The organism is Pseudomonas sp. GW821-FHT07F05 (genome assembly GCF_059418765.1).
The window spans coordinates 77,331-99,082 of record NZ_JBWKQL010000013.1; the positions used below are offsets into that span (position 1 = coordinate 77,331).

The following is a 21,752-nucleotide window of genomic DNA, read 5'->3' on the forward strand; positions in this document are numbered from 1 at the left end:
TACAGGTAAACAAATCACGCACATGGAGCGGGTATGAAACGCGCGCAGGACATCCAACAGGTTCGCTGGGATCTGGCACTTCGCTATCGGTTGATCGAGACGGTCGTGTGGTGGGAAGGCCGGCTGACCACGGGCCACCTGATTCAGAGCTTCGGCATTAGCCGTCAGCAGGCCTCGAAAGACATCAATACCTACATCAATGAACATGCGCCTAAAAATCTTACATATGACAAGCAGCTGAAGGGCTATGTACCCAGTAAACACTTCAAGCCGCTGTTCATCGACGACAGCGCAAGCGCCTATCTGCACCTGCTCAATCAGACGCACTCACGAGCGCCGCACGTAGAAGGACTGGCCCTGGCGTATGCACACACCATGGTTCTGGAAGTGCCGGATCGCACGATCCGCCCGGAAGTGCTGCGCCCGCTGCTCAAGGCTTGCCGTGAAAGCGAAGTGATTGCCGTTGAATATGTGTCGCTCGCCAACCCGGTCCCCGAGACCCGGTTGATCGCGCCCCATACGCTGGTCTACACAGGGATGCGTTGGCACGTGAGAGCGTATTGCGAGAAGAACCGCATGTACCGAGACTTCGTGCTGAGTCGGCTGCGCGGTCAACCGGAGTTTGAGCGCAGAACCGAGAACCTGATCGATGCAGACGAAGACTGGAACACTGAGGTGGCCGTCGTGATCGAACCCGACTCGCGCCTCAAGCCAGAACAAAAGGCGATCATTGAGGCTGATTTTGGGATGGAAGAAGGCGTGCTGACGATTCCGACAAGGCGCGCTCTGGTGAAGTATGTACTCCAGCGCTTTCAGATCGACCCGAAGAAGCTCGATCCTAAAGCAGCGGCGCAGCAGATCGTCGTGAAAAATCTCGATGAGCTGAAGCCTTGGCTTTATGAGTGATGTGACGGAATTGCGTCCTCGACGATTGGGTTGAGGTACGCGAGGGCTCAATTAACTCCTGTTTGCGCAAAATCCGTTGCACCGGAGCAGCCAACCGCTAAGGATTTCTTAGTAGTTCACCGTGAAGGAGCCGGGTATTCGCATGCATTGGCTGCAGATGGGCGTTCTACTGCTGCCTTATTTTCCCATACGAGCGTTCACGCACTGAGACTGGAACAGCAGCCTATATTTCTTAAGCTCAAACCACCGCAAATCCACAAATCAATTCCCAAGGGTTTTCGCACATGTCGCCATCAGCGACACGAGAACGGAACATGTCGCCAAAACCAGAATATAGCGACACGTTATTCCCACATGTTTACACGAGGCCATGCACCCGTTCACCGATGGCAATGGCCGCACCGGCCGCGTGCTCAACACTCTGTACATGATTCAAGAAGGTCTGCTGAATCTGCCAATTCTCTACCTCAGCCGCTACATCATCGCCCACCGAGCCGACTACTACCGCCTATTGATAAATGTCACCCGCGAACAAACCTGGGAGCCCTGGCTGCTGTACATGCTCAGTGCGGTGGAAGAAACGGCTCGCTGGACCACGGTCAAAGTTGCTGCCATCCGTAGCCTATCCGAGCACACCACCCAGTTCGTCCGCGATCAACTGCCAAAAACCTATTCCCGCGAGTTGGTGGACGTGATTTTCGAGCAGCCCTACTGCCGCATCAGCAACGTCGTCGACAAACAGATTGCCCAGCGTCAAGCCGCCTCCCGTTATCTCAAAGAGCTGGTCGCCATCGGCGTTCTGCAAGAGGTGCAGGTTGGCAAGGAAAAGCTCTTTATTCATCCAAAGCTGATGCAGCTACTGATTCGCGACAGCAACGACTTCAAGCCCTACGCCTGACCCTTTTCGACACCAAGCTGGGCAGCGAGATTGATGCCCACTTGGCCGGCCGAATCGCAAAGCAACGCTCATGACGCGTTAGAAGACGCCCGCGTAAAGTCGCCGAAACACTCGGGGGAGGACGCCCTCCTGCCCACTAGCGAGTTGAAGCCCAAGTATCGCGGCACCTAAGTCGGTAAAAGGTGATGCAAAAAAAGTTTTCTAGGGCTAGCCACCCGGATAACGTTTCCAAATCTCCTCATCAAACTCCCCGCCATACCCCGAATAATCCCTCGGCACCCGCTCGATATCCTCCGCCACCGCCTCAATCACCCCACGCAACTCGAGCGGCCCAAGCCAGCGATCCGGAATCGCCTCCACGCCGTATTGAATACCCAGCAGATGCCCGGCGATCAGCCCGGTGCTGTCACTGTCCCCACTGTGATTCACGGCATTGATCACGCCGTCTTCGAACGAGGTGGCAGTCAGTGCGCACCAGATGCCAATCGCCAAGGCTTCTTCCGCGATCCATCCGCCGCCCAATTCCTCGATCCGCTCAGGGGTTGGGCGGTGGCCTTCGTAGCTAAAGAACAGCACGCGCTCGACAAGCGCACGTGTTTCTTCCATGCCGGGTTTCTGGCCGTGCTCGGCCAGGCTCTTGGCAATGGCGTCATCCAGGCTGTCCTGGCGGTCGACGATGCGCTGGAGAATGTCGGCGAAAAGACCGCCTGCCAGGTAGCCCGTTGGGTGCCCGTGGGTCAGACGGCCGGATTCGGCGGCGTTGTCGAACGCGTTGGGGAAGAACGCGCACGGCGCGACACGCATGACGGCGCCACAGCCTTTGCTGTCGTTTTGGGCGAAAGAGCCAAATTCCGTACTGGCCTTCAATGCGCTAAGACAGGTGAGGCCGGGCGCGCGGCGGGACCACAACTCGCGTTCATGCACCAGCCAGCCGTCCAGGCTGACGTCAGTGGCCGGCGAGTAATCCTGGGTCATCAGCCAGCGCAGCAACGCATGGTGGATGACGCCGGGTACGTTGCAAATACCGCGGGAGATGCCGCGCACATAGGCGCGCAGCAAACCTTCAGCGGTGAAGAGCATCATTTGCGTGTCGTCGGTGATGGCGCCCACGCGGCCGTAAGCCGGGGCGAAGTCGACAATGCCACGCGCACCGAATGTCGCGTGGATGGCGTTCCATTTGAGAAATTCGACCGGCGCACCCAGCGCATCGCCCACCGCGCCGCCGAGCAGGCAGCCTTTGATCCGTTCAAGTCTGTTCATCTGTGCTTCCTTGCAGTAACTGCGTCATGGTTGTAGCCGTTTGAGCGTTTTTTGAGTGGAACGAGAGGATCATATGCTCGCAGGGCGGATCGGTGTTCCCTTGTACGCCCTCACCGCCCCATCTGCCTAACCCCAAGCATCACAATCACCGCCCCACACATCCGATCAATCGCCTTCTTTTTGCTGGCATACGCACCGGCAATCCTGGGCCGTGACAGCGCGGTCGCGATCAGCGCGTACCAAGCCGACGAAACGAGGCCGACCATCGCCAGCATAGCGGCAAAGGTTTCGACTTCCACATGGCTGGGTGCGGCAGCGGAAAAGATCGCGGCGTAAAACGCGACTGACTTTGGGTTGGCGATGTTGGTTGCGACGCCCTGTTTGAAGGCGCTTCGCAGGCTGGGCATCTGGCCGGCCCGGGCGTTGAGGGCGGGAGGTTTACCGGAGGCGAATATCAGGCGCATGCCGAACCAGACGAGGTAGCCCGCGCCGAGGCATTTGACGACGAACGCCAGCCACGGCAACAGCGAAAACACTGCGCCAATGCCCAGAATGGCGCACGTCGCCCAAAACAGGTTCACCACCACGATGCCCGCCACCAGCATAAGTGCGTGCCCCGTTGTCGCAGAAACCGCCTTGTGCGCGACCGCCACGAAGTTGGGGCCGGGGATGATCACGCCGGCGCAGTAGACCGAGAAGACAGCTGTTACCGCAGGCCAATTAACCATGAAGTGTTCCTCGTAGTCGGGAGCGGCGATCACGCCAGATGGGTCAGGTTGATCCCTCGAAAGGCACCCGCCAGTATTCGCAGGCTTTCGCGGGTGTGGGCATCCATGTGGCGCGAATACATCACCATCTCCACGTTCGGCAAGGGTGGCAGGTGAAAGCCCTCGCCCACATCAATCAGCCGCGACGACGCCAACCGCACCGGCAAGGGTGCGACACCGATGCCAGCGGCTGCGGCATAGAGCGCGGTCGCGACACCGCCGCCAATGAAGCTGTCTGACCACTCGATGCCGGCCTGAGAAAGCAGCCGGATCGCGTTGCTGCGTATCCCGCATGCATCGTCGACGGTGACGAGGGGCATGGGCTCGCCCCGCGTGCGCACCGACAAACTGGCGAACCAGCCGTAGCGATCTTCAAACAGCGGTTCCGCATCGCGGCGGTTTTTCTCGGAGCGAACGATAGCTACGTCGATTTCCTCACGATCGTATTCGGCCAACAGCTCAGACGACGCCCCTACCCTCACGCTGATGGCCAGGCCCGGATCGTAAGATTTTATTTTTTCCAGAACGCTCGGCAGTTCAGGCCCGGCGACATGGTCACTGATGCCCAGGCGCAACCTACGAGACGTACGAGCCACTTCAACCAGAGCAAGTTGCTGTGCGGCCAGCAGCGTGCGGGCGCGTGGCAGAAAAACTTCGCCGTCAGGGGAAAGCTGGATCGAACGTGGCGTGCGATTCAACAGACGCCGATTGAGCGCTCGTTCAAGTCGCGAAACCTTCAAGCTCACGGCAGCCTGCGTCAGCCCAAGGACTTCCGCAGCCTGGGTAAAGCTGCGCAAATCCGTGGTGAGCACGAAGGCTTCCACGGTTGAGAGATCGAGATGCTGTGTCATTAAGGATAATCGTTGGTTATGTCTGAAATAGGATAGCATAAATTTACAACGAGCCACGCACTCGTCACCCTTCGCAGCCAGTGGCCCAACTCCGGGCCTGAACAGGGAATTGGGTTGCGATGGGAAATGTGAAAGTGCTGGACCGGATACACAGCTGTACCGACAAAGCCAACCGCCACCGCTGGATCGTGCTCGCCGTTGGCGTGGCGGCGCAGGCGAGTTTTTCCATGGGCTTTCAGGGGATCCCCGCCACCGGCCCTCTTTTGCAGGATGCCTACCGTCTGACGCTGGATCAGTTAGGCTTGGTGCTCGGCGCGATCGCGCTGGGAATCGCGGCATCTGAGGTTGTCTGGGGCCTGCTGACCGATAAACTCGGTGACCGCTTCGTGTTGCTGACAGGCTTGCTCAGCACCAGCCTGATCTTCGCCTTGCTGGCGATGTTCGGTGCGCCGCGTGCGGACTCGATCCCTGGCGTGGTGTTGCTCGGTGCGGGGTTGCTCGCCCTCGGCATATTCGGCGGCAGCATCAATGGCTCAAGCGGCAAGGCCGTCATGACCTGGTTTCAGGACGGTGAGCGCGGCTTTGCCATGAGCATTCGTCAGACCGCCGTGCCGGTCGGCGGTGGCATCGGTGCGGCGATCCTGCCGTGGGTTGCGCTGCACATGGGGTTCATCAGCGTTTTCACCACGCTGGCGGTGACCAGCCTGCTCGCCGCCGGCGCCGCCTGGACTTGGCTGACGCTGGCGCCGGTCCAACCCGCGCCCAAAGTGAGTGGCAACGGGCCGGTGAGCAGCACGTTGCGCGACTGGAGCATCTGGCGGCTGTTCGTGGCCAGCGGCCTGTTGACGGTGCCGCAATTTGCCGTCCTGACCTTCTCGGCGATTTACCTGATCAACGAATACAAGTACGGCATCGCGATCACCTCAGCCGTGATTTTCGCGGTGCAGGTGATTGGCGCCATCGCTCGCGTGTGGAGCGGCCGCTGGACGGACAAACATAAGAATCGTCGCACCGTCGTGCGCGCCATCGCGGTACTGGCGGCGGTGGCGCTGCTGCTGTTGCAGCTCAATATCATGACGATCAACGTTCCGCTGCTCAGCGTGGCGCTGCTGATCGCTGCCGGTGTGTTCGGCTCGGCCTGGCACGGCGTGGCCTACACCGAAATCGCGGTCATGGCCGGCGCGTCGAGAGTGGGCACTGCACTGGGGATCGAAAACACCGCCGTGTTCGCGGCGGCCTTTGCGACGCCAGCGCTGATCCCCTGGTTATTGCGCGTTTGCTCCTGGCCGCAACTGTGGGGAGGCATTGCGGTGCTGTGCCTTATCGCTGCAGCGCTGGCGCCCAAGTCGGAGTCCTGACCCAGACAACTGGCCTTTATACGGGAGCGGCCTAAACCGCTCCCGTAGCCAATCCTTATTGGCGTTAGTTCAGCTTACCCCGCCAACACATGCCGCAAAAACAACGCCCCCGCCACCGACAAACCCTCCCTTGATCTCACGCAGACATTGAGCTCGCGGCTGGCCCATCCCTCTTCCAGCTGAACCACTTTCGCACCCTCCATTCGGTAAATCCCTACGCTGCCTTCGGGCATGATGCCGATGCCCACGCCTGCCTGAACCATCAGGCTCAGGGCGTCATAGCTGGCGACTTCCATGCGGATTCTCAGGGAGCGGCCGAGGTCGTTGGCGGCTTTGATCAGCTGGAAATTCAGGTGGGTGCCGCTGCGCAAGGCGACGTATCCGTGGTCGAGGGTGTCGCTGAAGCGCACTGACTTGCGGTCTGCCAGCGGGTGGTCGTTGGGCACGATCAAGACCAGGCGGTCGGTGCGGAACGGGAAGACTTCGATGTCGGCGCCATGGGGCAGGCGCGTGAAGATGCCGATCTCGGCGCGGTTTTCGGCGACGGCTTTGGTGATCGCCAAGCTTTGCTGCTCTTCGAGGACGATGTTGATCAGCGGGTAAAGCGCCATGAACGACTTGATCAAGCCGGGCATGAATTGGGTGATCGCGGAGATGTTCGAGAGCACGTGCACCGAGCCGCGCGTACCGTTGGAGTAGTCGCGCATCTGCAGGACGATGTCGTTGAGGTTGTTCAGCGCGCTGCGGGCCATGAACAACAGCGACAGCCCGGCGTCGGTCGGCGTGATGCCTTTGTTGGTGCGGTTGAGCAGCCGGGAATCGAGCTGCTCTTCCAGTTCGCTGAGCCGCTTGCTGACGGCCGCCGCGGCAATGTGTTCGCGCTTGGCGGCGGCAGCGATAGTGCCTTCTTCGACGACGCTGACGAAGAGGCGCAGCGAGACAGGGTCGAGTTTCATGTGGGGTACCGGGCGTGCTGGCCTGAGTGGCCGCCATAGTACCCCGTCAGACATCGCCTCAGAACGCGCCCGACAACAGATGGCCGGCGTTCGGAACCTGCGCTTTGAGGCCGAGGGTTTTGAGCATCTGATAGACAGTCGCCACGGACGCAGATAAAACCGGCTTATCCAGCCGATCCTGTACGACCTGGATGGCGGACAGCGATGGCATCTGCACGCAACACGACAGCACCACTCCATCAGCTTGCCCGATGTTGAGCCGGTCGGCGTGGGAAACCAGATCCATTGGGTCGAGGCGCCCGACTTGCAGGTTGTCGGAGACTTCCAGGCTGATGGCATCCACCACTTCGATGCCGGCCGCTTCGATGTAGTCGATGACCTGTTGGGTGAGTGGCTTCATGTAGGGCGTGATGATGGATATTTTCTTGTAGTCGAGCATAAGCAGGCTGTCGATCAACGCCCCGGCCGAGCTGAGCACGGGTGCGTCGGAAGCATTGCTGGCAACGGTTTTACTCAGACGATCCTGCGACACTCTATGGTAACCGGCGCCCTGGCACATGATTGCCACCAGGCAGGCGTACGCCATGACATCGACCCGGGCATCGCTCAATTCCAGAGCGCAGCGGTCGCTGTCGACGTCCATCTTTTTCAGCTCTTCGGGGCTGACTTTCATCATGCGCATGCGTGAGGAATGGAAGGTGAAGCGCTCGTCCGGGAACAGGGAGTACCGCGACGTGAGCATCGCCGGGATCTCGGTTTCCATGGTGGTGTTGGAGCTGGGGACGATCTGGCCAATCCGGAAATTTCTCACAGGGTCTTCTCCATTTCGCCGACGGCGAGGTCATGTGCAACCGATGCTAGGAGTGACCGTGAGCGGCGTATATCAGGCAATGGCGAGCCTGCCATCGCGGCTGGCGATGGCAGGTCCGACTTCCCGTCTACGCGTGAGAAAGCACCTCGCCTCGCGCAGGCGCTTCGGCCTTGTGATTGCCTAACATTGCCCGCGGGATGGACAGAATCAGTCCGGCGCTGATGAACAAACAGGCACCCAGCACGTAGGTGCCGTTGTTGATGTTGCCCGTGAGGTTCTCGGCCACGGCGGTGATCATCGAGCCGGTGAAACCCGACAGGTTGCCGATGGCGTTGATCATGCCGATTCCCGCAGCCGCCGCGACGCCGGACAGCACGGTGCCCGGCAGGGTCCAGTAGATCGGCATCAGGCTCAGCACGCCGGAGGCCGACACGCTCAAGAAGATGATCGACAACACCACGTTACTGGCGAAGTAGGCGCTGAGGATCAAGCCGATGCCGCCGATGATGGCCGGAATTGCGGCGTGCCAGCGGCGCTCGCCGGTCTTGTTGGAGTGCCGCGCGTTGAGGGTCATGGCGATCACGGCGATGCCATAGGGAATGGCCGTCAGCAGGCCAATGTCCATCGGGTTGGAGACGCCGGCGCTTTTGATGATCGACGGCATCCAGAACGCCAGCCCGTAGAAACCGGTGTTGAACGTCAGCAGGATCAGCACCAGCAGCCACACGCGTCCGTTGAAAAACACCTCGCGCAGACTGGTCGCCTTGCCTTTGCTGTCGGTCTCCAGGTTGGCCTTGAGCATGGCCTTTTCCTGGGGCGACAGCCATTTGGCCGCGTCGATGTTATTGGCCATGAACGCCAGCACCACAAAGGCCATTACCACCGAAGGCAGGCCTTCGATGATCAGCAGCCACTGCCAGCCGGCCATGCCGTTGACGCCCTGCATTCGGGTCATCAACCAGCCGGAAATCACACCGCCCAGCGTCAGACTGATCGGCATCGCCATCAGGAAACCGGCCATCACCCGGCTTTGACGACGGGTAGGAAACCAGTAGTTGAGGTAAAGGATGACGCCGGGAAAGAAGCCCGCCTCACAGATGCCGAGCAGAAAGCGCAGCACGTAGAACATGGTTTCCGATTCGATGTGGAAAAACTTCGCCAGCGGCACGGTAAACGCGACGGCCATGGATACGATGGCCCAGGTGAGCATGATCCGGGCGATCCAGAACCGCGCGCCGAAGCGATGCAGCAACAGGTTGCTAGGGACTTCGAAGAGGAAATAGCCCCAGAAGAACATGCTCGCGCCGAGGGCATAGATGGTGTTGCTGAATTGCAGATCGTTGAGCATGTCCAGCTTGGCGAAGCCGATGTTCACGCGGTCCAGATACGCCGCCATGTAACACAAGAGCAGGACGGGAAGGATGCGCAGAATGACTTTGCGGTAGGTGCGGTCTTCAAAGCTGGCGTGCCCGGGACCCGAGGACTCGGGCAGGCGCTGGGAAACGGTTTCCATGGTGGGACCTCCAGGCACTCGGAGGCGCCTGTATTGTTGTTATGTGAGGGTCGAAACACGGAGCGATGTTACTGACAGCGGCGTTGATTAGGATAATGACTTGTTTCCATTGATTGATAACGCTGCGTTATCGCTTACTGACGCGCCAGCTGCGCATTCGCCAGCAGAATTTCGGCAAATTCTGACGCCGCCCCGAGCAACGGCTCACCTCGGCGGGTGAGGATTCCGTAATCCTGGGGCGCCAGTTTCAGCGGCGTGTTCAGCACTTTCAGCAGGCCGGAATCCAGATGCGGCTGCGCCATGGAAGCCGGCAACATGGCGATCATCGGCCCCGCCTGCAGCACTTGCAGAAAGGTCTGCATCGAGATGGTGTCGATGGTGTTCTTCGGCACAGGAATTCCAGCTTTGGCGAACGCCTGCTCCATCCGGGCGCGAATCGGGGTGCCCAGCGGGTACAGAATCCACGGCCAGTTTCCGAGCGCCTGCAGCGGCGTCTGTGCCAGTTCGGTCAGCGGATGGCGACTGTTGACAACCATGCAGAACGGCTCCGGCGCCAACGCCTGAAAGTCGTACACCTGCTGCTGGTTTTCATTGGTATAGCGCGCCACCGCGAGGTCAAGCTTCTTGTCGTCGAGCATTTCCATCAGGTGGTCGCTGGTCTGCTCCACCACTTCGATCGACAGCAGCGGCCAACGCTGTTTCAACTGCACGATAGCTTCCGGCAGCACCACAGCAGTCGCCGCGAAGATCGCCCCCACTTTAAGAAAACCATGCCCGCCCTCGCGCAGGCTGCTGATCTGATCAACGAACTTGCTCGCGTCATTCAGGGCGATCTGTGCGTAGCGCACCACATGTTCGCCGAGGGCGGTGGGCGGCATGTTGCGCGGCAGGCGCTCGAATACATCAAAGCCCAGCAGCCGCTCGATCTCCCGCAGCATTTTGCTTACCGCCGGCTGGCTGAGGTTCATGTGCTGCGCCGCCGCGTGCATGTTGCGGGTGCGCGCCAGGGTTTCGATGAGCACCAGGTGCTTGAACTTGAGCCAGTTACAGACCGTGGAAAAGGAAATGTCTGACATGAGAAAGGCCTCGATGAGCGATAACCCAGTGTTATCGATTACTGAGCAGATGTCATTGGAGTTTATCGCCGGTGCTGATTAGGGTCTTTCGTAAATCATAAAAAAGCGTTGAGGACTTCACCATGCCCATCCATCTCACTCCCGAAAACACCCTCCCCGCCGACGGCCTCAATGGCACGTTGATTGGTCGCGCGTGGGTGCCCGGACACATTAGCGGCCCATCGCCTGTGGTGCTGCGCAACGACGGCGTGTTCGATCTTTCCTCGAGCTTCGCCACCTTGAGTGAGTTGCTGGAGCTGGAATCCCCTTTGGCCGCCGTGCGCGAAGCCCAGGGCACACGTGTCGCCAGCCTCGAAGAACTGCTGGCGAATTCGACCGCAACGCCTGATCCCAACAGGCCGTACCTGCTGGCGCCAGCGGACTTGCAAGTGATCAAGGCCGCAGGGGTGACCTTTGCCGCAAGCATGATCGAGCGGGTGATCGAAGAACAGGCGGCAGGCGATCCGGCCAAGGCGGAGAGCGTGCGCGCGATCGTGCAGAACGCCATCGGCGACAACCTGCGCAACATCAAGCCGGGCTCCGAACAGGCGAGCACACTCAAGGCGCTGCTGATCGAGCAAGGCATGTGGTCGCAGTACCTTGAAGTCGGCATCGGGCCGGACGCCGAGATTTTCACCAAAGCGCCCGTGCTGGCGGCGGTGGGCAGCGGCAGCCAAGTGGGTATTCATCCGAAATCGGAGTGGAACAACCCCGAGCCGGAAGTGGTGCTGGCGGTGAACAGTCGCGGGCAGATCCACGGCGCAACCCTGGGCAATGACGTCAACTTGCGCGACTTCGAAGGCCGCAGCGCGCTGCTGTTGAGCAAGGCCAAGGACAACAACGCCTCGTGCTCGATCGGCCCGTTCATTCGGCTGTTCGACGAAACCTTTTCCCTGGATGACGTGCGCAACTGCGTGGTCGACCTGCAGGTAAAAGGCGATGACGGTTACGTGATGAAAGGCTCAAGCTCGATGTCGCAGATCAGCCGCGATCCGGCCGACATCGCCGGCCAGGCGCTCAACGCCAACCATCAATACCCGGACGGCTTCCTGCTGTTTCTCGGCACCCTCTTCGCCCCGACCGCCGATCGCGACCATGCCGGCGGCGGTTTTACCCACAAGCTGGGCGATCAGGTCAGTATCAGCAGCAGCCTGTTCGGCGGCCTGCACAATGAGGTGACCCACAGCAGCGACGCGGCGCCGTGGACGTTCGGCGTCGGCGCGTTGATACGCAATCTCGCCGTGCGCGGTTTGTTGTAACGCTGAACACCTTACGCAGCACACCTAATTCCAAGAGAGACCCGAACCATGTCCGACACGCCGAAACGCCCCCTTCGCAGCCAGCAATGGTTCGATGATCCGGAACACGCCGACATGACGGCGCTGTACGTCGAGCGCTACATGAACTACGGCCTGACCCGCGAGGAGCTGCAATCGGGCCGACCGATCATCGGCATTGCTCAGACGGGTTCTGATCTGGCGCCCTGCAACCGTCATCACCTGGAACTCGCCCAGCGGGTCAAGGCCGGGATTCGTGATGCAGGCGGGATTCCGATGGAGTTTCCGGTGCATCCGATGGCCGAACAGACGCGCCGGCCGACCGCTGCCCTGGACCGTAACCTGGCGTACCTCGGGCTGGTGGAAATTCTCCACGGCTACCCGCTGGATGGCGTTGTCCTCACCACCGGCTGCGACAAAACCACCCCGGCCTGCCTGATGGCAGCGGCGACCACCGACCTGCCGGCCATCGTGTTGTCCGGCGGGCCGATGCTTGACGGTCGGCACAAGGGCGAGCTGATCGGCTCCGGCACGGTGCTCTGGCATGCGCGCAATCTGCTGTCGGCCGGTGAGATCAATTACGAAGGCTTCATGGAAATGACCACCGCCGCGTCGCCGTCGGTGGGCCACTGCAACACCATGGGCACCGCGCTTTCGATGAACGCGCTGGCCGAGGCGCTGGGCATGTCGCTGCCGGGTTGCGCGAGCATTCCGGCGGCGTACCGCGAGCGCGGGCAGATGGCCTACATGACCGGCAAGCGGATCTGCGATCTGGTCCGCGAAGACGTGCGCCCCTCGCAGATCATGACCCGCGAGGCATTTGAAAACGCGATCGCGGTGGCGTCGGCGCTGGGGGCTTCAAGCAACTGCCCGCCGCACTTGATCGCCATCGCCCGGCACATGGGCGTCGAGTTGAGTCTCGACGACTGGCAGCGCATCGGCGAAGACGTGCCGTTGCTGGTCAATTGCATGCCGGCCGGGAAGTACCTGGGGGAAGGCTTTCACCGCGCAGGCGGCGTGCCAGCGGTGATGCACGAGCTGCAGAAGGCCGGCAAGCTGCACGAAGAATGCGGCACGGTCTCCGGCAAAACCATCGGCGACATCGTGCGCAACGCCGTCGCCCACGACGCTGACGTGATCCGTCCGTATGAAGATCCGCTCAAACACCGCGCCGGTTTTATCGTGCTGAGCGGCAATTTTTTCGACAGCGCGATCATGAAGATGTCGGTGGTCGGCGAGGCCTTCCGCAAGACCTATCTGTCCGAGCCGGGCGCGGAGAACAGCTTCGAGGCGCGAGCGATCGTGTTCGAGGGCCCGGAGGACTACCACGCGCGTATCAACGACCCTTCGCTGGAAATCGACGAGCGCTGCATTCTGGTGATCCGCGGCGCCGGCACAGTCGGTTATCCCGGCAGCGCCGAAGTGGTGAACATGGCGCCGCCGTCTGCGCTGATCAAGCAGGGCATCGATTCGCTGCCGTGCCTGGGCGATGGCCGGCAGAGCGGGACCTCGGCCAGTCCCTCGATCCTCAATATGTCGCCCGAAGCGGCGGTGGGCGGTGGCCTTGCGTTGCTGAAAACCAACGACCGGCTGCGCGTGGATTTGAATAACCGCAGCGTCAACGTGCTGGTCAGCGACGAGGAGATGGCCGCGCGCCGCGCGCTGTTCGAGCCGAAAATGCCCGCCTCGCAAACCCCGTGGCAGGAGCTGTATCGGCAGTTGGTGGGGCAGCTGTCCACCGGCGGATGTCTGGAGCCAGCGACCTTGCATTTGCGGGTCATCGCACGAAGCGGAGAGCCGCGGCATTCCCATTAACGCCGCAGATGTATCGCCTGGCATATAACTTGTGGGAGGGAGCTTGCTCCCGAAGGCGTCCGTACATCCACCAAATCTTCAGCGGTTGAAATGCCGTCTTCGTGAGCAAGCTCACTCCCACATATTCTGCGTTCGCTCAAGTTGGTGGCGCACCGCAGGATCCACTACAGACCTTGATTGTTCCCACGCTCTGCGTGGGAACGCATTTCTGGACGCTCCGCGTCCGCCGTCAGATGACGCAGAGCGTCAGGGGCGGCATTACCACGCGGAGCGTAGGAACGATCACAACTCATACTCACAACAACGCCGGCAACCCCTTCTCCATTCCGGCAAAGCGGTTTTTCAACAGCGAATGCAACTGCTGCACCGCCGGGGAAAACTGTTTGCGGTGCGGGCAGACGAGGTTGAGCGGGGTCGGTTCGCCCGGGTAATCCGGCAGCAACAGTTCCAGCCGTCCAGCGTGCACGTCCTCGCAGACATCCAGCCACGACTTGTACGCCACACCCTGCCCCGCCACCGCCCAGCGCCTCACCAGATCTGCGTCATCGGTAAGCAACGGGCCTGACACCGAAAACACCCGGCCACCGAGCCGCCATTTGTCGTACACCCGGCCCGCCAGCGTAAACAGCAAACACTCGTGTCGCATCAGGTCATCGGACACCATAGGCCGGCCCTTGCGCGCCAGGTACTCCGGCGATGCCACCAACACCCGGCGATTCCATGGCGCCAGCGCCAACGCGATGTAGTTCGCGTCTTCGATCACGCCGTAGCGAATGGCGACGTCCACCGGATCACGAAACAGATCGGCCACTTGATCGGATATAAACAGGCGCAGATTCAGCGCCGGGTGCTGACTGCGAAAATCCGTCAGCCACGGCAGCAGCATGTTTCGCCCCAGATCCGAAGGCGCCGCCACTTGCAGCGTGCCTTGCAGCTCAGCGCTTTCCCGCTGCAGCTTTTCCCGGCCATCCCTTAACGCATCGAGCACCGTCTGGGCGGTCGGCAGGTACTGCTCACCTTCAGCGGTGAGACGCAAGCTGCGCGTCGAGCGGGCAAACAGGCGGATATCCAGCTCGCGTTCGAGGCGCTTGATGGCCGCCGCGACTTGCCCCGGCAACAGATCCACCTCCCGCGCGGCATTGGAAAAACTGCCCAAAGCGGCGGTGCGAACGAACAGAGTCAGGTCGTCGATGCGGATCATTTTCACTCCAGCGGTGAAAGTGTTGCCGAATTCTGCGGGTTTTTCTGCCTGACGAACAAGAACAAGATGGGTCCAACGTTTCAATACGCCTCTGTCATCCCATTTAGAGAGATCGCCATGAAAGCCGTCGCCTTCACCCAACACGGTCTGCCCATCGAAGACCCCAATGCGCTGCTCGACATGGACCTGCCCAAGCCAACGCCCGGCTCTCGGGATTTGCTGGTCGAAGTCAAAGCGATTTCGGTGAACCCGGTCGACACAAAAATCCGCGCCGGCTCTGCGGCCACCGACCCCAAAGTGGTCGGCTGGGACGCGGTCGGCGTGGTTCGCGAAACGGGCAGCGACGTCACGCTGTTCAAAGCCGGGGACGAAGTGTTCTACGCCGGTTCCATCGCACGTCCCGGCAGCTACAGCGAATTCCACCTTGTGGATGAGCGCATCGTCGGGCACAAACCCAAGACACTCGACAACGCCCACGCCGCCGCGCTGCCGCTGACCTCGATCACCGCCTGGGAATTGCTGTTTGACCGTCTGGGCGTTGAAGAAGGCGGCGGCGAAGGTGACAGCCTGCTGATCGTCGGTGCCGGTGGCGGCGTCGGTTCGATTCTGGTGCAACTGGCCCGCCAACTGACCAAGCTGACCGTGATCGGCACGGCGTCCCGTCCGGAAACCCGCGAGTGGGTCGAAAGCCTGGGCGCCCACCACGTCATCGATCACAGCCAGCCGCTGGTCGAGCAGCTGAACCAGATCGGCGTCGGCCAGGTGAGCCATGTCGCCAGCCTGACCCACACCGATTCGTACTTCACGCAGCTGATCGAGGCCCTCAAACCACAAGGCCAGTTGGCGCTGATCGATGACCCGAAATCCCTGGACGTCGTGCCGATGAAACGCAAGGCGCTGTCGCTGCACTGGGAACTGATGTTCACCCGCTCGCTCTACGAGACGCCGGACATGATTGCCCAGCATGAACTGCTCAATCGGGTCGCCGACCTGATCGATCAGGGGGTACTGAAGACCACCCTCGGTGAGCATTTCGGCGCGATCAATGCCGAAAACCTGCGCCGTGCCCACGCCGTGATCGAAAGCGGCAAGGCCAAGGGCAAGATCGTTCTCGAAGGTTTCTGAACCTGTTTCCATTATTTGAATGGCCTGCTGCGGCAGGCCGGGAGTCGTTTGTGTCCATGAAACAGAACATGATGGTGTCGGCGCTGGCCCTGTCAGTCGCTTTGATCAGCCAGACCGGCATCGCCGCCACGATCGCGACCACCGCGCTACCCGCCAATGCACCGGCGGAAAAAACCATCGGTCAGCTTGAGCAGGTGTTCAGCTTCCACGACGCCATGCCCACCGGCGTGACCGTGACGGAAACCGGGCGCATTTTCGTCAACTTCCCGCACTGGGGCGACGACGTGCCGTTTACCGTGGGTGAGATTCGTGACGGCAAAGTCGTCGCCTACCCCGATGCCGCCATCAACAAGGAAGACCCCAAAAACCCGGCCACAGGGCTGATCAGTGTGCAGAGCGTGGTCGCCGACGGTCAGGGCCGCGTCTGGTTACTGGACACCGCCGCACCGAATTTCGCCGCGCCAAAAGCCGGCGGCGCCAAGCTGGTGGCGGTTGATCTGGCCAGTAACAAGGTGGTCAAAACCCTGGTCTTCCCGGCAAACGTCATCCTGCCGAGCACCTACGTCAATGACATGCGCTTTGATTTCCGCAGCGGCAAGGAAGGCACGGTTTACGTGACGGATTCGTCGGTCTCCGGGCCTGGCGCGATCATTGTCATGGACATCGCCAGCGGCAAGGCGACCCGTCGCTTGAGCGGCGCAAAATCCACTTCGGCCGATCCTGACTTCAAACCGGTCGTCGAAGGCCAAACCGCACTGGTCAGCAAAGGCCCAGACGGCAAGCCAAAAACCATGGCCGTTGCGTCTGATGGCATCGCCCTGTCCCCTGACGGCAAGACACTGTATTTCAGCGCGCTTTCCAGTCGCCACCTGTATGCAGTGCCTACCGGGATGCTGCGTGATGCAAGTGTGAGCGAGGCGCAACTGAACGCTGCGGTCAAAGATCTCGGCGAAAAAGGCGCGTCGGACGGTCTGGAAGCCGATGCCAACGGCGCGGTCTACGCCGGCGACTACGAACACAATGGCATCCGCAAACGCCTGGCCGACGGCAGCTGGCAGACCATTGTTCACGATCCTCGCGTGCTGTGGCCGGACACCTTGTCGGTCGGGCCGGATGGCTACCTGTATTTCACCGCCAACCAGCTGCAGCGCCAGGCCGGTTTCCACGATGGCAAGGATCTGCGCGAAAAACCCTACAGCCTGCTGCGGGTGAAGATCGACGCCGCGCCTGCACCGACACGTTGATTCCGTTTTCCAATTCCGGAGATCCACCATGCAACTGACCGCACTGGCAAAATCGCGCTACACCACGAAAGCCTACGACGCCTCACGCAAGATCCCGCAGGAGACGATCCACGAGTTGCTGGAGCAACTGCGTCACAGCCCGTCATCGGTGAACTCGCAGCCATGGCACTTCATCGTCGCCTCCGATGAGCAGGGCAAAGCGCGCGTGGCCAAGTCGGCGGAGGGTAGTTTTGCCTATAACGAAGCGAAGATGCTCAATGCCTCTCACGTCGTAGTGCTCTGCACCCGCACTGAAATGCCGGAATCGCACCTGCACGCCGTACTGGCCCAAGAAGCGGCTGACGGGCGCTTCGCCAACGACGAGGCCAAAGCCGGTCAGGACAAAACCCGTCGTGGCTACGTGGACATGCACAAATTCGATCAGAAGGACCTGCAGCACTGGATGGAAAAGCAGACCTATCTGGCGCTGGGCACCTTGCTGTTGGGCGCGGCATCGTTGGGTCTGGACGCGACGCCGATGGAAGGCTTCGACTTCAAGAAGCTCGACGAAGAATTGGGCCTGCGCGACAAGGGTTTCACCAGCCTGGTCGTGGTCAGCCTGGGCTACCGCAGCGATAGCGATTTCAACGCCAAACTGCCGAAATCGCGCCTGCCGGCTGATACGGTGTTTACCTTTCTGTAATTCAAATCAACACACCTGCAGGGGTGAGCTTGCTTTGGGCCGCATCCGGACGAAGACGGTCGTTCAGCCGCTGAAGATTTATCGGATGTCCCGGCCTATTCGCGAGCAAGCTCGCTCCCACAGGTCCATCATCTGCGGCCAACATCCGCGAGGCAGATGCAATTCTTGTGGGAGCGAGCTTGCTCGCGAAGAAGGTATTTCAGCCGCTGATTATTTAGCGGATGTTCGGGCCTCTTCGCGAGCAAGCTCGACTCCCACAGTTAGTCCGCCGGTAGTGACATCTTCGGTGTTTGACGGGAGTGCGGCAGCAGCGAGCCCTCATCTGCACCCCCTTCTCATTTGCCCCGATGCGTGCGCTCTGCTAGTGTCGCGCCGGTTTAACGTCTACCGGGATAGCCGCCATGGCCCGCAAGAAAGCAGCACTGGATTTCGAACAGTCCCTCACGGATTTGCAAACGCTCGTCGAGCGTCTGGAGAACGGTGAGCTGTCGCTGGAAGACTCACTGACCGCCTTCGAGCAAGGCATCCGCCTGACCCGCGAGTGCCAGAGCGCGCTGGCCCAGGCCGAGCAGAAAGTACAGGTTCTGCTGGAACGCGACGGCGAACTGGCCGAAGAGCCATTTGACGCGGAACAGCCGGAATGATCGCGGCGTATCAGGCACTCAGCCAGGCTCGCGTCAATGCGGCGCTGGAGACGCTGTTCGATGCGCCCGCCCCTGAATTGACCCGCCTTTACGCCGCCATGCGCTACAGCGTCACCAATGGCGGCAAACGCGTGCGCCCGCTGCTGGTTTACGCCGCCTGCGAAGCCTTGGGCGGCAACGCCGAGCACGCCAACGGCGCGGCCTGCGCCGTCGAGCTCATCCACGCGTACTCGCTGGTGCACGACGACCTGCCAGCCATGGACGACGACGATTTACGTCGCGGCCTGCCCACCACCCACAAAGCCTTTGACGAAGCCTGCGCGATCCTCGCCGGCGACGGTCTACAGACCCTTGCTTTCAGCGTGCTGAGCGATAACCCACTCACCCCGCAGAACGCCGACACCCGGCTGAAGATGGTCGCCACCCTCGCCCGAGCCTCCGGCCCTGCCGGTATGGTCGGCGGGCAGGCTATCGATCTGGGCTCGGTCGGGCTCAAGCTCGACCAGAAGGCGCTGGAATTCATGCACCGGCACAAGACCGGCGCACTGATCGAAGCCAGCGTCAGGCTCGGCGCTCTGGCCAGCGGCAACGCAACCCAGGTTCAACTCGATTCGCTGCAGATTTACGCCCGCGCCATCGGTCTGGCTTTTCAGGTCCAGGACGACATTCTGGACGTCGAAAGCGATACCGCCACGCTGGGCAAACGCCAGGGCGCCGATATTGCCCGGGACAAGCCGACCTACCCCGCGCTGCTGGGTCTGGAAGAAGCCAAACATTACGCACTTGAATTGCGCGATCAGGCCCTTGTGGCGCTGCGACCGTTCGATGAGGCCGCCGAGCCGTTGCGGGCCCTGGCGCGTTATATCGTCGAACGCCGCAACTAGTCGAAGCCCGCAACGAGTCGAACCCCGCAACCAAGCGCAGGTCATAGGACTTATCGGGCGTGAGCGGCCTTGCTGCCGCTGCCCTATTTCGCCGGCAATCGTTTCTCCTGAACATCGCGTTGCTGCACATCGTGCGCAGCCGGTAATGCATCAGGTAAACTGCCGCCTCTTTTACTTATAACGATTCGCCTGATGCCCACGACGTTCAAAGAGATTCCCCGCGAGCGCCCGTCCACGCCGCTGCTCGACAAGGCAGCGACGCCGGACGGCCTGCGCCGCTTAGGTGAAGCAGAGCTTGAAGCCCTGGCTGATGAACTGCGCCTGGAGCTGCTCTACACCGTTGGCCAGACCGGCGGCCACTTCGGCGCCGGCCTCGGCGTCATCGAACTGACCGTGGCCTTGCACTACGTCTTCGATACCCCCGACGACCGGCTGGTCTGGGACGTCGGTCATCAGGCGTACCCGCACAAGATCCTCACGGGTCGTCGCGAGCAGATGTCGACCCTGCGCCAGAAAGGCGGCGTGGCGGCATTCCCGCGTCGCAGCGAGAGCGAATACGACACCTTTGGCGTCGGTCACTCCAGCACCTCCATCAGCGCCGCGCTGGGCATGGCGATCGCCTCCCGGCTGCAAGGCAGTGAGCGCAAGTCCATCGCCGTGATCGGCGACGGCGCACTGACCGCCGGCATGGCCTTCGAAGCGCTGAACCACGCGCCCGAAGTCAGCGCCGACATGCTGGTGATCCTCAACGACAACGACATGTCGATCTCGCGCAACGTCGGCGGGCTGTCGAACTACCTGGCGAAAATCCTCTCAAGCCGCACGTACACGAGCATGCGCGAAGGCAGCAAGAAAGTGCTGTCGCGTCTGCCCGGCGCGTGGGAAATCGCCCGTCGTACCGAGGAATACGCCAAAGGCATGCTGGTGCCCGGCACGCTGTTCGAAGAACTCGGCTGGAACTACATCGGCCCGATCGATGGTCACGACCTGCCTATCCTGATCGCCACCCTGCGCAACATGCGCGACCTCAAGGGTCCGCAGTTCCTGCACGTGGTCACCAAGAAAGGCAAAGGCTTCGCACCGGCCGAGGTCGACCCGATCGGTTATCACGCGATCACCAAGCTTGATCCACTCAACGCACCGGTCGTGCCCAAGAAAGCCGGCGGTCCCAAGTATTCGGGCGTGTTCGGCCAGTGGCTGTGCGACATGGCCGAAGCGGACGAGCGTCTGGTGGGCATCACGCCTGCCATGAAAGAAGGCTCGGATCTGGTTGCGTTCAGCGAACGTTTCCCGGAGCGCTATTTCGACGTTGCCATCGCCGAGCAGCACGCGGTGACGCTGGCAGCGGGCATGGCCTGCGAAGGCGCCAAGCCGGTCGTGGCGATTTACTCGACGTTCCTGCAGCGTGGTTACGACCAGCTGATTCATGACGTCGCGGTGCAGAATCTGGACGTGCTGTTTGCCATCGACCGCGCCGGTCTGGTGGGCGAAGACGGCCCGACGCACGCTGGCAGTTTCGATCTGTCGTACCTGCGTTGCATCCCCGGCATGCTGGTCATGACGCCGAGCGATGAAAACGAGCTGCGCAAGATGCTCACCACCGGTCACCTGTTCAAAGGCCCCGCCGCCGTGCGTTACCCGCGCGGCAACGGCCCCAATGCCGTGATCGAGAGCAGTCTCGAACCGCTGGAAATCGGCAAAGGCGTGGTTCGTCGTCAAGGCAGCAAAGTCGCGATGCTGGTGTTCGGCGTGCAGTTGACCGAAGCGCTGATCGTGGCGGAAAAGCTCGACGCGACCGTGGTCGACATGCGTTTCGTCAAACCGCTGGACGAGGCACTGGTGCGCGAAATGGCCGGCAGCCACGACTTGCTCGTGACGATCGAAGAAAACGCCATCATGGGCGGTGCCGGTGCGGCGGTCAGCGAGTTCCTGGCGCGAGAGAACATTCTCAAGTCGGTGCTGCACTTGGGCCTGCCGGATGTGTACGTCGAGCACGCCAAACCGGCGCAGATGCTGGCGGAGTGCGGGCTGGATGCTGCCGGGATCGAAGCGTCGATCAACCAGCGCCTGCTGAAGATGTAGACAGTTACAGGCGTAAGCGGGATGGCCGAGCGACCGGGTCATTCCGCAAACTTGTGAGAGTGAGCTTGCTCACGAAAACGTTCGTGCCTTCGACACATCTTCATCGCCTGACACTCAGCATTCGCGAGCAAGCTCGCTCCCACAGTTAATTTTTCAGCAGGTCCATCTATGGCATTGTCCGGGTGATCGGAGGCGTGAGACTGTCCTGCTGTGGTTGTACACCGCAATCAGCCGACAAACGCGAATCCTGTGAGAGTGAGCTTGCTCACGAAAACGTTTGTGCCTTCGACACATCTTCATCGCCTGACACTCAGCATTCGCGAGCAAGCTCGCTCCCACAGTTAATTTTTCAGCAGGTCCATC

Annotated in this window: 18 protein-coding genes and 1 pseudogene; 11 read left to right on the forward strand and 8 right to left on the reverse strand. The window is 61.1% G+C overall.

What is annotated here, in order from left to right; genetic code table 11:
- Nucleotides 1-33 precede the first annotated feature (33 nt).
- Together AC07RO_RS22195 and AC07RO_RS22200 are read left to right on the forward strand one after the other, a co-directional pair.
- Nucleotides 34-906, forward strand: a complete 873-nt coding sequence (locus AC07RO_RS22195; RefSeq protein WP_205486607.1) for a BrxR family helix-turn-helix transcriptional regulator — start codon at nucleotides 34-36, stop codon at nucleotides 904-906.
- 364 nt (nucleotides 907-1,270) lie between these two features.
- Nucleotides 1,271-1,804: pseudogene (locus AC07RO_RS22200) on the forward strand (Fic family protein); the annotation flags it as partial.
- Nucleotides 1,805-2,011: 207 nt separating this feature from the next.
- Here the strand turns inward: AC07RO_RS22200 and AC07RO_RS22205 are convergent.
- The 3 genes from AC07RO_RS22205 to AC07RO_RS22215 form a co-directional block, all read right to left on the reverse strand.
- Entirely contained in the window at nucleotides 2,012-3,064 is a 1,053-nt protein-coding gene (locus tag AC07RO_RS22205; RefSeq protein WP_495087097.1) for an ADP-ribosylglycohydrolase family protein, read from the reverse strand.
- A gap of 110 nt (nucleotides 3,065-3,174) precedes the next feature.
- Complete coding sequence (locus AC07RO_RS22210; RefSeq protein ID WP_495087126.1) at nucleotides 3,175-3,792, reverse strand: LysE family translocator; 618 nt, start codon at nucleotides 3,790-3,792, stop codon at nucleotides 3,175-3,177.
- Between the two features lie 29 nt (nucleotides 3,793-3,821).
- On the reverse strand, nucleotides 3,822-4,721 hold the full coding sequence (locus AC07RO_RS22215) for a LysR family transcriptional regulator (RefSeq protein WP_495087098.1): 900 nt from the start codon (nucleotides 4,719-4,721) through the stop codon (nucleotides 3,822-3,824).
- Nucleotides 4,722-4,801: 80 nt separating this feature from the next.
- Here AC07RO_RS22215 and AC07RO_RS22220 point away from each other — a divergent pair, with 80 nt between their 5' ends.
- Nucleotides 4,802-6,040, forward strand: coding sequence for an MFS transporter (locus AC07RO_RS22220; RefSeq protein WP_495087099.1), 1,239 nt, complete (start codon nucleotides 4,802-4,804; stop codon nucleotides 6,038-6,040).
- Nucleotides 6,041-6,114: 74 nt separating this feature from the next.
- Here AC07RO_RS22220 and AC07RO_RS22225 read toward each other — a convergent pair whose 3' ends face one another.
- The 4 genes from AC07RO_RS22225 to AC07RO_RS22240 form a co-directional block, all read right to left on the reverse strand.
- Nucleotides 6,115-6,996 carry a LysR family transcriptional regulator gene (locus tag AC07RO_RS22225; RefSeq protein WP_495087100.1) on the reverse strand — a complete coding sequence of 294 codons (882 nt, stop codon included), beginning with the start codon at nucleotides 6,994-6,996 and terminating at the stop codon, nucleotides 6,115-6,117.
- A gap of 58 nt (nucleotides 6,997-7,054) precedes the next feature.
- A complete protein-coding gene (locus AC07RO_RS22230) occupies nucleotides 7,055-7,807 on the reverse strand; it encodes a maleate cis-trans isomerase family protein (RefSeq protein WP_495087101.1) in 753 nt (250 codons plus the stop codon).
- Between the two features lie 127 nt (nucleotides 7,808-7,934).
- Complete coding sequence (locus AC07RO_RS22235; protein ID WP_192173786.1) at nucleotides 7,935-9,320, reverse strand: MFS transporter; 1,386 nt, start codon at nucleotides 9,318-9,320, stop codon at nucleotides 7,935-7,937.
- 134 nt (nucleotides 9,321-9,454) lie between these two features.
- Nucleotides 9,455-10,396 (reverse strand): LysR family transcriptional regulator, encoded by a 942-nt coding sequence (locus AC07RO_RS22240; RefSeq protein ID WP_192173787.1) that lies wholly within the window; start codon nucleotides 10,394-10,396, stop codon nucleotides 9,455-9,457.
- 122 nt (nucleotides 10,397-10,518) lie between these two features.
- Here AC07RO_RS22240 and AC07RO_RS22245 point away from each other — a divergent pair, with 122 nt between their 5' ends.
- A complete protein-coding gene (locus AC07RO_RS22245) occupies nucleotides 10,519-11,694 on the forward strand; it encodes a fumarylacetoacetate hydrolase family protein (RefSeq protein ID WP_495087102.1) in 1,176 nt (391 codons plus the stop codon).
- Nucleotides 11,695-11,742: 48 nt separating this feature from the next.
- On the forward strand, nucleotides 11,743-13,527 hold the full coding sequence (locus AC07RO_RS22250; RefSeq protein ID WP_423573142.1) for an IlvD/Edd family dehydratase: 1,785 nt from the start codon (nucleotides 11,743-11,745) through the stop codon (nucleotides 13,525-13,527).
- Between the two features lie 295 nt (nucleotides 13,528-13,822).
- Here the strand turns inward: AC07RO_RS22250 and AC07RO_RS22255 are convergent, their stop codons facing one another.
- A complete protein-coding gene (locus AC07RO_RS22255) occupies nucleotides 13,823-14,728 on the reverse strand; it encodes a LysR family transcriptional regulator (protein ID WP_346631181.1) in 906 nt (301 codons plus the stop codon).
- 117 nt (nucleotides 14,729-14,845) lie between these two features.
- Between AC07RO_RS22255 and AC07RO_RS22260 the strand changes: the two genes are divergently transcribed.
- From AC07RO_RS22260 to dxs, 6 genes are all read left to right on the forward strand, one after another.
- On the forward strand, nucleotides 14,846-15,853 hold the full coding sequence (locus AC07RO_RS22260; protein WP_346627633.1) for a zinc-binding alcohol dehydrogenase family protein: 1,008 nt from the start codon (nucleotides 14,846-14,848) through the stop codon (nucleotides 15,851-15,853).
- A 56-nt stretch (nucleotides 15,854-15,909) separates the two neighbouring features.
- Nucleotides 15,910-17,097, forward strand: a complete 1,188-nt coding sequence (locus AC07RO_RS22265) for an L-dopachrome tautomerase-related protein (protein ID WP_495087103.1) — start codon at nucleotides 15,910-15,912, stop codon at nucleotides 17,095-17,097.
- Between the two features lie 28 nt (nucleotides 17,098-17,125).
- On the forward strand, nucleotides 17,126-17,779 hold the full coding sequence (gene nfsB / locus AC07RO_RS22270; RefSeq protein WP_495087104.1) for an oxygen-insensitive NAD(P)H nitroreductase: 654 nt from the start codon (nucleotides 17,126-17,128) through the stop codon (nucleotides 17,777-17,779).
- A gap of 401 nt (nucleotides 17,780-18,180) precedes the next feature.
- Nucleotides 18,181-18,423 (forward strand): exodeoxyribonuclease VII small subunit, encoded by a 243-nt coding sequence (locus AC07RO_RS22275; protein ID WP_062384761.1) that lies wholly within the window; start codon nucleotides 18,181-18,183, stop codon nucleotides 18,421-18,423.
- Nucleotides 18,420-19,307, forward strand: coding sequence for a (2E,6E)-farnesyl diphosphate synthase (gene ispA, locus AC07RO_RS22280; RefSeq protein WP_192173793.1), 888 nt, complete (start codon nucleotides 18,420-18,422; stop codon nucleotides 19,305-19,307). Before AC07RO_RS22275 ends, ispA begins: the two co-directional genes overlap by 4 nt.
- Nucleotides 19,308-19,499: 192 nt before the next feature.
- Nucleotides 19,500-21,389, forward strand: coding sequence for a 1-deoxy-D-xylulose-5-phosphate synthase (dxs, locus tag AC07RO_RS22285; protein WP_495087105.1), 1,890 nt, complete (start codon nucleotides 19,500-19,502; stop codon nucleotides 21,387-21,389).
- Nucleotides 21,390-21,752 lie beyond the last annotated feature (363 nt).

Excerpts from the sequence above, each read along its gene's own strand:
- AC07RO_RS22195 (WP_205486607.1), top strand. The coding sequence starts at position 34 with ATGAAACGCGCGCAGGACATCCAACAGGTTCGCTGGGATCTGGCACTT.
- AC07RO_RS22205 (WP_495087097.1), bottom strand. The coding sequence starts at position 3,064 with ATGAACAGACTTGAACGGATCAAAGGCTGCCTGCTCGGCGGCGCGGTG.
- AC07RO_RS22210 (WP_495087126.1), bottom strand. The coding sequence starts at position 3,792 with ATGGTTAATTGGCCTGCGGTAACAGCTGTCTTCTCGGTCTACTGCGCC.
- AC07RO_RS22215 (WP_495087098.1), bottom strand. The coding sequence starts at position 4,721 with ATGCTATCCTATTTCAGACATAACCAACGATTATCCTTAATGACACAG.
- AC07RO_RS22220 (WP_495087099.1), top strand. The coding sequence starts at position 4,802 with ATGGGAAATGTGAAAGTGCTGGACCGGATACACAGCTGTACCGACAAA.
- AC07RO_RS22225 (WP_495087100.1), bottom strand. The coding sequence starts at position 6,996 with ATGAAACTCGACCCTGTCTCGCTGCGCCTCTTCGTCAGCGTCGTCGAA.
- AC07RO_RS22235 (WP_192173786.1), bottom strand. The coding sequence starts at position 9,320 with ATGGAAACCGTTTCCCAGCGCCTGCCCGAGTCCTCGGGTCCCGGGCAC.
- AC07RO_RS22240 (WP_192173787.1), bottom strand. The coding sequence starts at position 10,396 with ATGTCAGACATTTCCTTTTCCACGGTCTGTAACTGGCTCAAGTTCAAG.
- AC07RO_RS22245 (WP_495087102.1), top strand. The coding sequence starts at position 10,519 with ATGCCCATCCATCTCACTCCCGAAAACACCCTCCCCGCCGACGGCCTC.
- AC07RO_RS22250 (WP_423573142.1), top strand. The coding sequence starts at position 11,743 with ATGTCCGACACGCCGAAACGCCCCCTTCGCAGCCAGCAATGGTTCGAT.
- AC07RO_RS22255 (WP_346631181.1), bottom strand. The coding sequence starts at position 14,728 with ATGATCCGCATCGACGACCTGACTCTGTTCGTTCGCACCGCCGCTTTG.
- AC07RO_RS22260 (WP_346627633.1), top strand. The coding sequence starts at position 14,846 with ATGAAAGCCGTCGCCTTCACCCAACACGGTCTGCCCATCGAAGACCCC.
- AC07RO_RS22265 (WP_495087103.1), top strand. The coding sequence starts at position 15,910 with ATGAAACAGAACATGATGGTGTCGGCGCTGGCCCTGTCAGTCGCTTTG.
- nfsB (WP_495087104.1), top strand. The coding sequence starts at position 17,126 with ATGCAACTGACCGCACTGGCAAAATCGCGCTACACCACGAAAGCCTAC.
- AC07RO_RS22275 (WP_062384761.1), top strand. The coding sequence starts at position 18,181 with ATGGCCCGCAAGAAAGCAGCACTGGATTTCGAACAGTCCCTCACGGAT.
- ispA (WP_192173793.1), top strand. The coding sequence starts at position 18,420 with ATGATCGCGGCGTATCAGGCACTCAGCCAGGCTCGCGTCAATGCGGCG.
- dxs (WP_495087105.1), top strand. The coding sequence starts at position 19,500 with ATGCCCACGACGTTCAAAGAGATTCCCCGCGAGCGCCCGTCCACGCCG.